Genomic DNA, 13,750 nt, shown 5'->3' with positions numbered 1-13,750 from the left:
TATGTCTGCGTGAGACAAGCAATCGCTGCAAGTGCCCGTTTTAGTCTCCATAACCGCTAATGCGAGCCGGCTCAGATACCGTCATCGTGCCCACTATTCTAAGGTGCTGACTTCATGGATGTTTTTAATCTGCTGGAAGCCGCGTTTCTCGGTCTTGTCGAAGGCTTGACCGAATTTATCCCGGTTTCCTCTACCGGGCATTTGCTGCTGATCGGCCATTTTCTCGGCTTTGAATCCACAGGAAAGACCTTCGAGGTGCTGATCCAGTTGGGTGCCATTCTGGCCATTCTGACTGTCTATTCGGCAAAACTTTTGAAAATCCTGACTGATTTTCCTCGCGATGCCCGCACGCGACGCTTTGTTCTTGGCATTCTGGTTGCCTTTCTGCCCGCTGCCGTCATCGGCGCGCTGGCGCATGGCTTCATCAAGAGCGTGCTGTTCGAAACACCGATGCTGGTCTGCATCATGCTGATCATCGGCGGTTTCATTCTGCTCTGGGTGGACCAGCTCAATCTGCGTCCGCGCTATCACGATGTGATGGATTATCCGCTGCCCATGTGCCTTGCCATCGGCTTCATCCAGTGCCTGGCCATGATCCCCGGCGTGTCACGCTCCGGCTCCACCATCGTCGGCTCGCTGCTGCTGGGTGCCGACAAGCGCTCGGCGGCGGAGTTTTCGTTCTTCCTCGCCATGCCGACCATGGCAGGCGCATTTGCCTATGACCTTTACAAGAGTCGCAATATCCTGTCGTTCAACGACGGCGCGCTGATTGGCGTCGGCTTCGTAATGGCCTTCATCTCGGGCGTTTTCGTCGTGCGCTATCTGCTCGACTATGTTTCGCGCCATGGCTTCAAGCTGTTTGCCTGGTGGCGTCTGATCGTCGGTTCCGCAGGCCTCGCTGCCTTGCTGATCTGGAACTAGAGCAGTTTTGTCGCATTATCCTACGCAAAACCGTTTCACACTTTTGCTGGAAATGCTCTAACCAAAGAAAAGGGGCCTCAAAAGCCCCTTATTGATCTCCGCTTTTGGCTGCGGCTCACGCAAAGCCGGTTTTGGTATACTGGCCAGCCACGCGGTAACGCCACAGATAGGATGGCAGTACGGCGTCAACACCTTCCGGCGTGATGCCCATGCCTTCCAGCGTGCGGCCTTCCTTGATGGCTTTCTCGGAAACGACATTGTCAAATTTCAACAGCGTCACCTGATCATTGGTAAGCATCGGGTTCGGCAGCAGGCTGAGAACCGATGCCTGCAGGCGAGCCACCCACCAGGGCATGGAAACAATCATGCGCTTGCGCCCGATGACCTTGAGCATATCCTTCATCCAGTTTTTGAACGGCTGCACGTCCGGGCCGCCAAGCTCGTAGACACCGCCAGGCATCAGCTTGCCGTCGACAGCGCGGGCAACGGCTTCCGCGACGTCACCGACATAGACCGGCTGGAGCTTCGTTTCGCCGCCGCCGATAGCGGGAAGGAACGGTGAGAAGCGCGCCATGTTGGCGAAGCGGTTGAAGAAGCGGTCTTCGGGGCCGAAAATGATCGAGGGGCGCAGGATAACGCTTTCCGGCAGAACGGAAAGAACGACGTTTTCGCCTTCGCCCTTGGTGCGTGCGTAATCCGATGGCGAATTGACGTCGGCTGCAAGCGAGGACACATGCGTCATGCGGATGCCTGCGGCCTTGGCGGCTTCGGCGATGTTCTTCGCGCCCAGCACCTGAACGGTATTGAAACGCTGGCGGCCGCTTTCAGCAAGGATGCCGACGAGGTTCACGACATGGTCCGAACCCTTGACGACATGTTCGACCGAAGCGCGATTGCGGACATTGGCCTGCACCATCTGTATTTGGCCGACATTGCCGAGCGGGGCCATGTAATAGGCAACTTCCGGCTTGCGCACGGCAACACGCACGCGATAGCCTCGCTTGGTGAGACTTGCTACGACCGCGCGCCCGACAAAGCCGGAGCCGCCGAAAACGGTGACCAGTTTCGGCCTGTTGTGGACTTCGTTCGGTTCGGTCTTCATCCTAAACTCCTGCATGAAAGCACGCTATTCGAGCGGTGATTTATCGCCTTTTTGCCACAAGGCAAAGGGGACTTGTTGTCACGATTGCGAAAGCTGCCGGTTTTCCCGCCTTTTGGCGCGAATACTCCTTTGAAATTTGGCGGCTTGCTGTTAAATCGCGCGCATGAGCACACCACTTGACCATATTCGCAATTTTTCGATCGTCGCCCATATCGACCACGGCAAATCGACGCTGGCCGACCGCCTCATTCAGTTGACCGGCGGGCTGGATACGCGCGAGATGAAGGATCAGGTTCTTGACTCGATGGATATCGAGCGCGAGCGCGGCATCACCATCAAGGCGCAGACCGTTCGTCTTACCTATAAGGCGAAGAACGGCGAGGATTACGTGCTGAACCTGATCGACACGCCCGGACACGTCGACTTCGCCTATGAAGTTTCGCGCTCGCTGGCCGCGTGCGAAGGCTCGCTTCTTGTGGTGGACGCTTCCCAGGGCGTGGAAGCGCAGACGCTCGCCAATGTCTATCAGGCCATCGACAACAACCACGAAATCGTGGTCGTGCTGAACAAGATCGACCTGCCCGCTGCCGAGCCCGAGCGCGTGAAGAGCCAAATCGAGGAAGTGATCGGCATCGATGCGTCGCAGGCCGTGCATATTTCCGCCAAGACCGGCCTTGGCATCGAGGATGTGCTGGAAGCCATCGTCACGCAGCTGCCCGCGCCAAAGGAAGGCGACCGCAATGCGCCGCTCAAGGCCATGCTGGTCGATAGCTGGTACGATTCCTATCTTGGCGTCATCGTTCTGGTGCGCGTCATCGACGGCGTGCTGAAAAAGGGTCAGACCATCCGCATGATGGGCACGGGCGCAAAATATCCGGTGGAGCGCACCGGCGTCTTCACGCCGAAGATGGTTCAGGTGGACGAACTAGGCCCCGGCGAGCTTGGCTTCATCACCGCTTCGATCAAGGAAGTGGCGGACACCCGCGTCGGCGATACGATCACCGAAGATCGCCGCCCGACGGAAAAGATGCTCTCCGGCTTCAAGCCCGCACAGCCGGTTGTGTTCTGCGGCCTGTTCCCTGTCGATGCAGCGGATTTTGAAGATCTGCGCGCCGCCATGGGCAAGCTGCGCCTCAACGACGCGTCGTTCTCGTTCGAAATGGAAACGTCTGCGGCGCTCGGCTTCGGCTTCCGCTGCGGTTTCCTCGGTCTTCTGCATCTGGAAATCATTCAGGAACGTCTTGAGCGCGAGTTCAATCTCGACCTCATCACGACCGCACCTTCGGTTGTGTATCGTCTGAACATGATCGACGGTTCGCAGAAGGAACTTCATAACCCTGCCGATATGCCGGATGTGGTGAAAATCACCTCCATCGAGGAGCCGTGGATCAAGGCAACCATCATGACGCCGGACGATTATCTCGGCGCGATCATGAAGCTGTGTCAGGAACGCCGCGGCATCCAGATCGACCTCACCTATGTCGGTCCGCGCGCCATGATCACCTATGATCTGCCGCTCAACGAAGTGGTGTTCGATTTCTACGACCGCCTGAAGTCGATCTCGAAGGGCTATGCTTCGTTCGACTATAATCTTTCGGATTATCGTGAGGGCGATCTGGTCAAGATGTCGATCCTCGTGAACGAAGAGCCGGTTGACGCGCTTTCGATGCTGGTGCACCGAACGGCTGCTGAAAAGCGCGGCCGTGCGCTCTGCGAGAAGCTGAAAGAACTCATCCCGCAGCACATGTTCAAGATCCCGATCCAGGCGGCCATCGGCGGCCGCATCGTGGCGCGCGAAACGATCTCGGCGCTGCGCAAGGACGTGACGGCCAAGTGCTATGGCGGCGACGTGACGCGCAAGCGCAAACTTCTGGAAAAGCAGAAGGAAGGCAAAAAGCGCATGCGCCAGTTCGGCAAGGTCGAAATCCCGCAGGAGGCCTTTATTCAGGCACTCAAGATGGGCGATGATTGATCAACTTTGTGTCGCCATATTGGGATACTAAGGTAGATTATCATTTGTTGCTGGATTTTTGGCCGAAATCGAGCAACCATCGGTATGTGATTTGGCTGATATGATGTGGCTAAGCATCAGGGGGTTAGCAATGACGGACGCATTAAAAATACTTATCGAGGCTGCCAAGACAATAAAACAGTCGACACAAGATCGAGAGCAGCAACGGCGTAGTTTTGCCTATGGCAATACGAAATTTGAGAATGATTTGATCACCAAAGCTATGATCGATGATCAAGCTGATAAACTAAAATCAGTCTTGCGGTAAATTGGGGGAGCTTTTTGCTATGGGTGGGGGAGCAGAAAGCCAGCGTCACAGTGTGGCTTTAGAAGCAGAGATCATAACTGATCCTCAAAAAAAGGCGGAGACGGAAGCTAGAAATGGCTTGCGTCAATTTGACGTTGCCATGCAGGTGGTGGCTCAGGCTATCGAACGAAAGCAATTCAAGCTTCGCGTATCATTGATTTTAAGTTTACAACGCGAGGCGCTTGCAGAACTCAGCGGATATGCGGGAAATTTTCGTCCGGCGGGAGTCGAGATTCAGGGCAGTAAACATCAACCAGTTGCTGCGCATCTAGTGGCTGAGTTGGTTGAAGATCTTTGCGAGTATGTGAATACTAATTGGGAAACAGCCACCCCGATCCATCTGGCGGCATATGTAATGTGGCGCTTAAATTGGATACATCCCTTCTCGGATGGAAATGGCCGGACTTCAAGAACTTTATCTTATTTAATATTATGTGTTAAGTTGGATGCTATTCTTCCAGGTTCTCCTGCTATTCCAGAACAAATTGTAGAAAACAGGGTGCCTTATTTCGAGGCATTAGATACTGCTGACGCTGCATATGCTGAAGGCCGGATTGACGTTTCGGAAATGGAAAAGCTTTTATCCGCAATGTTGGCGGTGCAGCTAACAAGTGCTTATCAGCGTGCTGGCGGCAGAGTCTGAATAAGATGAAGGGTGCAGTGGATATCTCCATCACCTACTGCACCCAATGCAGCTGGCTGCTGCGTGCTGCGTGGATGGCGCAGGAACTGTTGCAGACTTTCGGGCAGGACTTAGGTGAAGTGGCGTTGCGTCCGGGCACGGGTGGAGTGTTTGAAATCCGCGTTCATATGCCGGATAGCAGGGAGGAACTCATTTGGGAACGCAAGCGCGACGGCGGCTTTCCCGAAGCCAAGGTGTTGAAGCAGCGCGTGCGTGATCTCGTCTGGCCGGAACGCGATCTGGGGCATTCGGACCGGCCAGTCAGACAATAGTTGATAGGGCCTACGCGTTTCCCTCATCCTGAGGAGGTGCGTAGCACCGTCTCGATGGACGAGGGAAAACAGGATCAATCCTCATCCACTACGCGCAGGCGTAGCTGACCCGGTTCGGTCGGTCTGGCCTGTGGGCGTGAAGGTTCCTCCGTGGGCGCAGGGCCGAATTCCAGCGCCTCGATTTTTGCGCCGCGCTTGGTCACTTTGTTGGAAGACACAAGAATATCGTCAATATCTTTGTTGGCCTGTGCGAAATGGGTTTGCAGCTTGCGCACGCGCTCGTCGAGGCGGCCGACATCTTCCATCAGCCGGATCACTTCGCCCTGAATGACATGCGCCTGCTCGCGCATGCGGGCATCTTTCAGGATTGCCTGAATGACCTGAATCGACAGCATCAGCAGCGAAGGCGAGACGATGACCACCCGCGCCCGGTGCGCGCGCTGGATCAGAGCTTCGAAATGCTCGTGAATATCGGCGAAGATCGATTCCGACGGCACGAACAGGAAGGCCGTATCCTGCGTTTCGCCGGGGATCAGATATTTGTCTGAGACATCCTTGATATGCACTTCCATGTCGCGGCGGAACTGGGCGACGGCTGCCTTGCGCGCCTCCGGCTGTTCCGTTTCGCGCATGGAATTCCAGGCTTCGAGCGGAAATTTCGCGTCGATCACCAAAGAGGGCGCGTTGTTGGGCATCCGCACTAAGCAGTCGGGGCGGGTGCTGTTGGAAAGCGTCGCCTGAAACTCGTAAGCGCCCTGTGGCAGGCCGTCGGCAATGATCGCCTCCATCCGTGATTGGCCGAAAGCGCCGCGCGTCTGCTTGTTGGCGAGGATCGCCTGCAACTGCACCACCTGTCCGGCGAGCGACTGGATATTGTTCTGCGCCGTGTCGATGACGGCAAGGCGCTCCTGCAATTTGGCAAGGTTCTCATGCGTCGAGCGGGTCTGCTCGGTCATGGTCTGGCCGATGCGGTGCGTCATGCCGTCGAGCCGTTCGCGGATCGACTGGTTGAGTTCGGCCTGCCGCGAGCCGAACACTTCCGCCATGGTTTGCATCCGGCCCTGCATTTCGGCTTGTGCCTTCAGGATTTCCGCCATGCGAAATTCCGCGTCGCGGGCACGGTCCTCCGCCTGCGCTTCCGCGACCGCGCGAAGCCGTGCGGAACGTGTCGCCGCAATGAGAAAAACGCACAGGCAGAGCACAAGCACGACGATGCCCGCCAGCAGGATATTGCCGAGCGTGAAGGACGTGGCGCCGAGCTGTAGAAGCGGCTCATTCAAGAGGTTCTGATTTTCCATGAAGGGAGCTTAACTGATTCGTGACGCCTTGATGAGATCAAAACAAGAACATTTTGCAATGTGGAATTGACGATTCTCGCGCGACCCATTACGTGAAAGCCCATGTCTGTAAAACCGCTTATCATCCTTCCCGATCCCGTGCTGCGTCAGGTTTCCGCGCCTGTTGAACGCTTCGACGATCAATTGCGCAAATTCGCCAGCGATATGTTCGACACCATGTATGATGCGCCGGGCATCGGCCTTGCCGCCATTCAGGTGGGGGAACCGATCCGTATGCTCGTCATCGACCTTGCCAAGGAAGGCGAGCCGAAGGCGCCGCATGTCTTCGTCAACCCGACGATCGTGCAGTCCTCCGACGAGCGCAGTACCTATGAAGAGGGCTGTCTTTCAATCCCGGATTATTATGCGGAGGTCGAGCGCCCCGCGACGGTCAAGGTCGATTATTTCGATGCCGACGGCAAGCCGCAGTCCATGGAGGCCGATGGATTGATGGCCACCTGCCTGCAACATGAAATCGACCACCTGAACGGCGTGCTCTTCATCGACCATATTTCCAAGTTGAAACGCGATATGGTTATCAAGAAGTTCAAGAAGCTCGCCAGCCAGCGGGCATCGAAGAAAGTGCTTTAATGCGTGTCGTTTTCATGGGGACGCCGGAATTTTCCGTGCCGATCCTCACCGCCATCATCGGTCATGGTTATGAGGTCGTTGCCGCCTATACGCAGCCGCCGCGCCCGGCAGGCCGCAGAGGTCTGGAGCTGACCAAGTCGCCGGTGCATGAAAAGGCCGAACAGTTCGGCATTCCGGTGTTCACGCCGAAGAGCCTCAAGGGTGCGGAAGAGCAGGACGTTTTCGCAAGTCTCGAGGCTGATGTTGCGGTTGTCGTGGCTTATGGCCTGTTGCTGCCGCAGGCCATTCTGGATGCGCCGCGCCTTGGTTGCTATAACGGCCATGCCTCGCTGCTGCCGCGCTGGCGCGGCGCTGCTCCCATCCAGCGCGCCATCATGGCGGGCGATGCGGAAACCGGCATGATGATTATGAAGATGGATGCGGGGCTTGATACCGGGCCTGTCGCCATGGCGGAAAAGGTTGCGATCACGCCCGACATGACGGCAGGCGAACTGCATGATCGCCTGAGCATGATCGGCGCCGACCTGATGATCCGCGCGCTGGGCGCGCTGGAACGCGAAAGCCTTGCTTTGCAGCCGCAGGCGGAAGACGGCGTCACCTATGCCGCCAAGATCGACAAGGCCGAAGCGCGCATCGACTGGTCGAAGCCGGCAACGGATGTGCACAACACCATTCGCGGCCTGTCGCCCTTTCCGGGCGCGTGGTGCGAGATGGAAATCAATGGCGCTGTCGAGCGCGTGAAGTTGCAGCGCTCCACGCTGGGCGAAGGTTCGGGCGCGCCGGGCACGGTGCTGGATGATCGCCTGACGGTTGCCTGCGGCGAGGGTGCTGTGCGGCTCGTCACGCTGCAGCGCTCCGGCGGCAAGCCATTGCCTGCGCAGGAATTTCTGCGTGGTGCACAGGTCACGAAGGTTCTGTAGGCAGTGCCGCGCTACAAGCTCACTGTCGAATATGACGGCACGCCCTATGTCGGCTGGCAGCGGCAGGAAAACGGCCATGCGGTGCAGAATGCCATCGAACTGGCGTTCAAGAAGTTCTGCGGCGAAGACCTGACGCTGAGTGCTGCGGGGCGCACCGATGCGGGTGTTCACGCGACCGCGCAGGTCGTCCATGTCGATCTTGCAAAGGATTGGGGCGCGGGCAAGGTGCGCGATGCGGTCAATGCGCATCTGGTGATGGCAGATGAACGCATCAGCATTCTGAATGTCGAGAAGACGACCGACACATTCGATGCGCGTTTTTCCGCGCGCGCCCGGCATTATCTCTACCGTATCCATAATCGCCGTGCGCCTCTGGCTATCAATTATCAGCGTGCATGGTGGGTGCAGAAGCCGCTCGATGCCGGAGCGATGCACGAGGCGGCACAGCGGCTGTTGGGGGAGCATGACTTCACCACTTTCCGCGCTACCCAATGCCAGGCCAAGAGCCCGGTCAAGACGCTCGACCGGCTCAATGTCACCCGCAACGGCGACATGGTAGAAATGCGTGTTTCAGCGCGGTCCTTCCTGCATAATCAGGTGCGTTCCTTTGCGGGCAGCCTGATGGAGGTGGGCGTCGGGCGCTGGACGGCGGATGATCTGCAGGCCGCGCTCGAAGCGCGTGACCGCAAGGCTTGCGGCCAGGTTGCCCCGCCCTATGGGCTTTATCTGGTTGGCGTCGACTACGCCTTTCCATTTTAGAGCCTGTTCCAAAAGACGCCCTGTGTGGCTGCAAATGGCAATTTATCTGCGTTCCGGTGCTCACGTACCTTTAAGTACGCTCCGCTCCGGTACTCGAAAATCACCATTTTCGCACACACATGCCGCTTTTTGATTCAGGCTCCAAGAGCGAGGTATTTGAGCCAATCTCGCTCAATAAGCGTGCGGGTCGAAACCGATCCCGAGCAGTTGCTGCAGCAGGACGGTCATGAACAGCGAGCCAAAGATGAGGCAGGCGTAGAACGGCGCCGCATAGGTGTGCGGACGTTGCAGTGCGACGAATGTCAGCCGATAACTCAGCACGATAGATATGCCGAACATGATGAAGGCGAACAGCGTCGCGATGTCGAACCGGCCGGGGAAGAACAGCTGCAGCAACGTGATCGGTGCGAATATCCATGAGAGCAATGCGCTGCCCCAGTTGGTGGCGATCACAAAGGCTGCATAACGCTTGGCGATGCCGATCCGTTTGGCGATAAGACCTATGATGACAAGCGGGATAATCCACGCCGCTATGTCCACGAAGGCCGCGCGGGTAACGATGGCAAAGCGCAGGCCCGCTTCCTCGCGACCTGCCGTCAGATCCGCAGCATAGGCGACCCAGCTTGCGAAGAGCGGCGGCAGCGCAATTGCTATCGCATAGAAGGACGACCAGAAGCCCTCGGCCGAAATGTCGAGATAGGTCAGTCCTTCCTTGCGCCCGAGCATCATTTTCCAGACGCCCCAGAAATATCTGAAAATATCATCCAGGCTTGGCATGAGATTCCCAATTTTTCGCGTAATCCCGGCGGAAAGTCATGCAACTTTTCGGGATTATGCTCTACCCAAAGAAATCGGCGATGAAACGTTCATAAATCTGTGTCAGGCCTTCGAGGTCGGCAAGGGCCACGCGCTCGTCAACCATATGCATGGTCTGTCCGACGAGACCGAACTCGACCACCGGACAATAATCCTTGATGAAGCGGGCATCGGACGTGCCGCCCGATGTCGAAAGTTCCGGGCGCTTGCCGGTCACCGCCTCGACGGAGGCCGTCAGCGTGCCGATCAGCTTTTCGTCGCGGGTCAGGAACACATGGCTCGGATGCTCGCGCCAGGTCAGTTCATAATTGATCGGCGTTTCGCGCCCTGGGCGCAGGCGATTGTCGCGTGCAGCCTTTTCCAGCCGGGAAATGATTTCCGCCTGCAGGCTTTCGGCTGTCCATGTGTCGTTGAAGCGGATATTGAACGAGGCGGTTGCCTTGTTGGCAATGACATTGGTGGCCTTATTGCCGACATCGATGGTGGTGACTTCCAGATTGCTGGCCTGGAAATTCGCCGTGCCTTCGTCGAAAGCCGGATAAAGCAGGCTGTCCACCAGTGTTGTGATGCCGCGCACCGGGTTCTCGGCCAGATGCGGATAGGCTGCATGACCCTGCACGCCGTGAACGGTGATCGTGCCGGAGAGCGAACCGCGCCGTCCGATCTTGATCATGTCGCCTAGCGCGTTGGGGTTGGTCGGCTCGCCGACGATGGACGCATCCCAGCTTTCGCCGCGCTCTTTTGCCCAATCGAGAAGCTTGACAGTGCCATTGATGGCCGGACCTTCCTCGTCACCGGTGATGAGAAAGGAAACACTGCCCTTGATGTTGCCGTGCTGTTCGATATGGCGGGCAACTGCAGCCACAAAACAGGCAACGCCGCCTTTCATGTCCACCGCGCCGCGGCCATACATGATACCGTCTTCGATGGCGGCGGAGAAGGGCGGGTGTTTCCAGTCGGCTTCATTGCCGGGCGGCACGACATCGGTATGGCCTGCGAACATGAGATGCGGGCCATTGCCCGACTTGCGCGCATAGAGATTTTCGATATCCGGCGTACCTTCATCGTGGAAAACGGGTCGCTCTACCGAAAATCCCATCGGCTTCAGCATTGCTTCCAGCGCTGTCAGCGCACCGCCCTCGGCGGGCGTTACGGATGGGCAGTGGATCAGGGCGGCAAGGTTATCGGCGGGATTGACGGCTAAACGCATGAGATAGGGACTTCTGAAAGGAATCGTCTGATAGCGAGATTATAGCGCATCCCGAAAAGTGCGAAGCGGTTTTCGGAATAAGATGCGCGCGGCAAACAACTGCATCCCGAAAAGTGCGAAGCGGTTTTCGGAATAAGATGCGCGTGGCAAACAACTGCATCCCGAAAAGTGCGAAGCGGTTTCGGAGGAAGTCGGGGTAAATTCCGGCGGTTGCGCGGGAGAGGCGATTTTCGCCTTTCACTTGTTTTTCTCACCCGGTTTCAATTTGGGAACGAAATTTCCTTGACCGGAGGTGCCCTGTCATCGTTAGTTAAAAATAAGTTGATAACGAGACCCGCAAAGGGCCGGTCGACGGGGACTCTTTTAAAATGGGAAATAGCGCATGCGTTTTGTCACTTCTGCGATAGCAGGCATGATGGTGTTCTTTGGGGCAACGACGATACCGGCCAAGGCCGCGCAATGGAGTGAAACTGGCGGGTTTACAAGCATTCCTTATGGACACAAAGATTATTGTGATCGCAATCGGCGCGATTGCGGTGCACACCGTGTGTTGCCGCCCATGAAGCTGACCCCGCAGCGCATGAAGCTGTTGCAATCGGTCAGCAGTGCCGTCAATCGGCGTATCAAACCGGTTTCCGATCAGGATAATTACGGCAAGCGCGATTACTGGACCATTCCCGTCAACGGCAAGGGCGATTGCGAAGACTATGTCCTGATGAAGCGGGCGCAACTGATGGCGCGGGGCATCAGCCCGTCGCAGCTTCTCATCACCATGGTGCAGGGCAGCGAGCCGCATGTCGTCTTGACGGTGCGCACCGATCATGGCGATTACATCCTCGACAATCTGCGCGACGAGGTGTTGCCGGTCGAGAAGACTTCATATCGCTATATCAAGATGCAGTCGCCAGCCAATTCCGGTCAATGGGTTTCCATCGCAGGACGCTCTGTCGCTGTCGCAAACAATTAAATCTCGGCAGCGTTCGAATGAGCGCTGCTTCAGTCAATCCGTGAACTGTTGTCGGCCGCATTTCGATGCGGCTTTTCTTTTTAGAGCTTGCTGATTTGACCCATTGATTGATGCCAGCGGCAAAACAGGGATTATTTCCGTGATGCACACTGTTCGCAAACTATCCTCTATTTTTCAGGAATAGTGTCATTGTTCAATATAATTGGACAATATATTGAGACAGACTGTTTGTGTTTTTTGAACAAAAAGTCCTTTATAACAGTTGCGTGAATGCTGGTATATCAATCAACTATATGTTTTTGTTGTGTTTTTAGAAGAGAAATCGCTGCCATCCAAATATTAGGCTGCACAAATGTGTGATTAAGAAAACAATTTCGTGACTGGAACTTTCGCTCACTGTCACCCATTTCAGGTGCATCGGAACGACGAACAAAACGCCGCTCCACTTTCCAAGGAGATAGGAAAATGAAGAAGATTGTTCTTGCTGCCGCTGCCCTCGCGCTTAGTGCCGGTGCCGCTTTTGCAGAAAATCCACATGTCGGTGAACCTGCCGATCTTTATGCAAACGACCGCACCCCGGTCGCTTCCCAGAAGGTCGACTACACAGCTCCTGCCTCGATCAAGGCTCCTGTCTATCAGGACGGTTCGGCTCATCGCTTTGGTGACGCATCGCCTTCCTCTTACCAGAACTAAAAGTCCGTTCGGACTTTTGGTCTTTCCGGTCCAAATGGATCGGGCATGAATGAAATACCGAAATTGCATGTATTCCCTCATGTGTCGGTGCATTTCCTCCCAGATGTGCCTGACACCAAGGGGCGGGCCACGAAGGCCCAGTTAACCGAAAGTCCCCCGTAAATTCGAGGCGCGATCTCGTCGGCGCGAAGTGCCGATATTGCGGGGACGCTATGAAAAGAAGGAATGAAGAAATGAAGAAGTTTGCTCTCGCCGCTCTTGCTGTCGCTCTTAGCGCCGGTGCTGCTTATGCCGAAAACCCGTTCGTTGGCCAGCCTCCTGAAATGGCTGCTCAGGACAAGGCTTTCATTCTTCCTGGTGAAACTCCGGTTGCTTCGACCCGCAGCAACATTGATTACACGGCTCCGGCTGCAATTCGTCAGTCCGCACCTGTCTATCAGGATGGTTCGGCTCATCGCTTTGGCGACGCTTCCCCATCCAGCTACCAGAACTAATTCGTTGCGATAGCTGAGCCTGTCGGTCGTCCTGCAAGTGTTCTATGCGTTCGTCCCCCTCACACATAGGATACGCAGGGCAACCGAAGGGCTGGTAAGAAATCTCCCCGGAGGATGGCGTCAATGTCTCTCCGGATTGCCCGATAAGAGGCATTGTGCCATCCGATGGGGCGGCCAGTTTCAAATGAAAAAGGCGACGCTGTCAGCGTCGCCTTTTGTTTTCAGCACATTGGCTTGTTGCCCATTGGCTTGTTGCTCAGTCGCGCAGCAATTCGTTGATGGAGGTCTTGGAGCGGGTCTTTTCATCGACGCGCTTGACGATGACGGCGCAATAGAGGCTTGGGCCCCAGTTTTCGCCGGGCACATTCTTGCCCGGCATGGTGCCGGCAACGACGACCGAATAGGGCGGTACTTCACCGTAGAAGACTTCGCCGGTCGCACGATCCACGATCTTGGTCGACTTGCCGATGAAAACGCCCATGCCGAGGACCGAGCCTTCACGCACGATGCAGCCTTCGACGACTTCCGAGCGGGCGCCGATGAAACAATTGTCCTCGATGATGGTTGGGCCAGCCTGCATCGGTTCCAAAACCCCGCCAATGCCGACGCCTCCGGAAAGATGAACGTTCTTGCCGATCTGTGCGCAGGAGCCGACGGTCGCCCAGGTA

The 13,750-nt window shown here is 56.5% G+C and carries 16 protein-coding genes; 11 read left to right on the top strand and 5 right to left on the bottom strand.

The window, feature by feature from the left end; translation table 11 throughout:
- The first annotated feature begins 114 nt into the window (after positions 1 to 114).
- Positions 115 to 921, top strand: a complete 807-nt coding sequence (locus JNC70_RS18920; protein WP_104755742.1) for an undecaprenyl-diphosphate phosphatase — start codon at positions 115 to 117, stop codon at positions 919 to 921.
- Between the two features lie 115 nt (positions 922 to 1,036).
- On the opposite strand, the gene JNC70_RS18915 is transcribed toward JNC70_RS18920, so the two are convergent.
- On the bottom strand, positions 1,037 to 2,023 hold the full coding sequence (locus JNC70_RS18915; protein ID WP_104755741.1) for a complex I NDUFA9 subunit family protein: 987 nt from the start codon (positions 2,021 to 2,023) through the stop codon (positions 1,037 to 1,039).
- 163 nt (positions 2,024 to 2,186) lie between these two features.
- Between JNC70_RS18915 and lepA the strand changes: the two genes are divergently transcribed.
- From lepA to JNC70_RS18895, 4 genes are all read left to right on the top strand, one after another.
- On the top strand, positions 2,187 to 3,995 hold the full coding sequence (gene lepA / locus JNC70_RS18910) for a translation elongation factor 4 (RefSeq protein ID WP_104755740.1): 1,809 nt from the start codon (positions 2,187 to 2,189) through the stop codon (positions 3,993 to 3,995).
- 130 nt (positions 3,996 to 4,125) lie between these two features.
- Positions 4,126 to 4,302, top strand: coding sequence for a hypothetical protein (locus JNC70_RS18905; protein WP_167394062.1), 177 nt, complete (start codon positions 4,126 to 4,128; stop codon positions 4,300 to 4,302).
- 19 nt (positions 4,303 to 4,321) lie between these two features.
- Entirely contained in the window at positions 4,322 to 4,984 is a 663-nt protein-coding gene (locus JNC70_RS18900; protein WP_104755738.1) for a Fic family protein, read from the top strand.
- A gap of 5 nt (positions 4,985 to 4,989) precedes the next feature.
- Positions 4,990 to 5,295, top strand: a complete 306-nt coding sequence (locus JNC70_RS18895; RefSeq protein ID WP_104755737.1) for an Rdx family protein — start codon at positions 4,990 to 4,992, stop codon at positions 5,293 to 5,295.
- 74 nt (positions 5,296 to 5,369) lie between these two features.
- On the opposite strand, the gene JNC70_RS18890 is transcribed toward JNC70_RS18895, so the two are convergent.
- On the bottom strand, positions 5,370 to 6,593 hold the full coding sequence (locus tag JNC70_RS18890; RefSeq protein ID WP_104755736.1) for a DNA recombination protein RmuC: 1,224 nt from the start codon (positions 6,591 to 6,593) through the stop codon (positions 5,370 to 5,372).
- 102 nt (positions 6,594 to 6,695) lie between these two features.
- Here JNC70_RS18890 and def point away from each other — a divergent pair, with 102 nt between their 5' ends.
- The 3 genes from def to truA are packed head-to-tail and all read left to right on the top strand — an operon-like array spanning position 6,696 to position 8,902.
- Positions 6,696 to 7,223 (top strand): peptide deformylase, encoded by a 528-nt coding sequence (gene def / locus JNC70_RS18885; RefSeq protein ID WP_104755735.1) that lies wholly within the window; start codon positions 6,696 to 6,698, stop codon positions 7,221 to 7,223.
- Complete coding sequence (gene fmt, locus JNC70_RS18880; protein WP_104755734.1) at positions 7,223 to 8,143, top strand: methionyl-tRNA formyltransferase; 921 nt, start codon at positions 7,223 to 7,225, stop codon at positions 8,141 to 8,143. Before def ends, fmt begins: the two co-directional genes overlap by 1 nt.
- A gap of 3 nt (positions 8,144 to 8,146) precedes the next feature.
- Complete coding sequence (truA, locus tag JNC70_RS18875; protein WP_104755733.1) at positions 8,147 to 8,902, top strand: tRNA pseudouridine(38-40) synthase TruA; 756 nt, start codon at positions 8,147 to 8,149, stop codon at positions 8,900 to 8,902.
- Between the two features lie 171 nt (positions 8,903 to 9,073).
- Here the strand turns inward: truA and JNC70_RS18870 are convergent, their stop codons facing one another.
- Both JNC70_RS18870 and dapE read right to left on the bottom strand, forming a co-directional pair.
- Positions 9,074 to 9,679, bottom strand: a complete 606-nt coding sequence (locus tag JNC70_RS18870) for a hypothetical protein (protein WP_104755732.1) — start codon at positions 9,677 to 9,679, stop codon at positions 9,074 to 9,076.
- Positions 9,680 to 9,740: 61 nt separating this feature from the next.
- A complete protein-coding gene (dapE, locus tag JNC70_RS18865; RefSeq protein ID WP_104755731.1) occupies positions 9,741 to 10,928 on the bottom strand; it encodes a succinyl-diaminopimelate desuccinylase in 1,188 nt (395 codons plus the stop codon).
- 415 nt (positions 10,929 to 11,343) lie between these two features.
- On the opposite strand from dapE, the gene JNC70_RS18860 reads away from it, so the two are divergent.
- From JNC70_RS18860 to JNC70_RS18850, 3 genes are all read left to right on the top strand, one after another.
- Complete coding sequence (locus tag JNC70_RS18860; protein ID WP_104755773.1) at positions 11,344 to 11,895, top strand: transglutaminase-like cysteine peptidase; 552 nt, start codon at positions 11,344 to 11,346, stop codon at positions 11,893 to 11,895.
- A gap of 465 nt (positions 11,896 to 12,360) precedes the next feature.
- Positions 12,361 to 12,588, top strand: coding sequence for a hypothetical protein (locus JNC70_RS18855; RefSeq protein ID WP_104755730.1), 228 nt, complete (start codon positions 12,361 to 12,363; stop codon positions 12,586 to 12,588).
- Between the two features lie 233 nt (positions 12,589 to 12,821).
- Entirely contained in the window at positions 12,822 to 13,082 is a 261-nt protein-coding gene (locus tag JNC70_RS18850) for a hypothetical protein (protein ID WP_374788858.1), read from the top strand.
- Positions 13,083 to 13,338: 256 nt separating this feature from the next.
- On the opposite strand, the gene JNC70_RS18845 is transcribed toward JNC70_RS18850, so the two are convergent.
- The coding region (locus JNC70_RS18845; RefSeq protein WP_374788857.1) for a 2,3,4,5-tetrahydropyridine-2,6-dicarboxylate N-succinyltransferase at positions 13,339 to 13,750 on the bottom strand (412 nt) is incomplete at its 5' end.

Origin of the sequence: Brucella oryzae (genome assembly GCF_041929965.1) — a bacterium.
GTDB classification, from domain to species: domain Bacteria; phylum Pseudomonadota; class Alphaproteobacteria; order Rhizobiales; family Rhizobiaceae; genus Brucella; species Brucella oryzae.
Note: the sequence above shows the minus strand (reverse complement) of the source record. Positions and strands in the feature narration are given on the sequence as shown.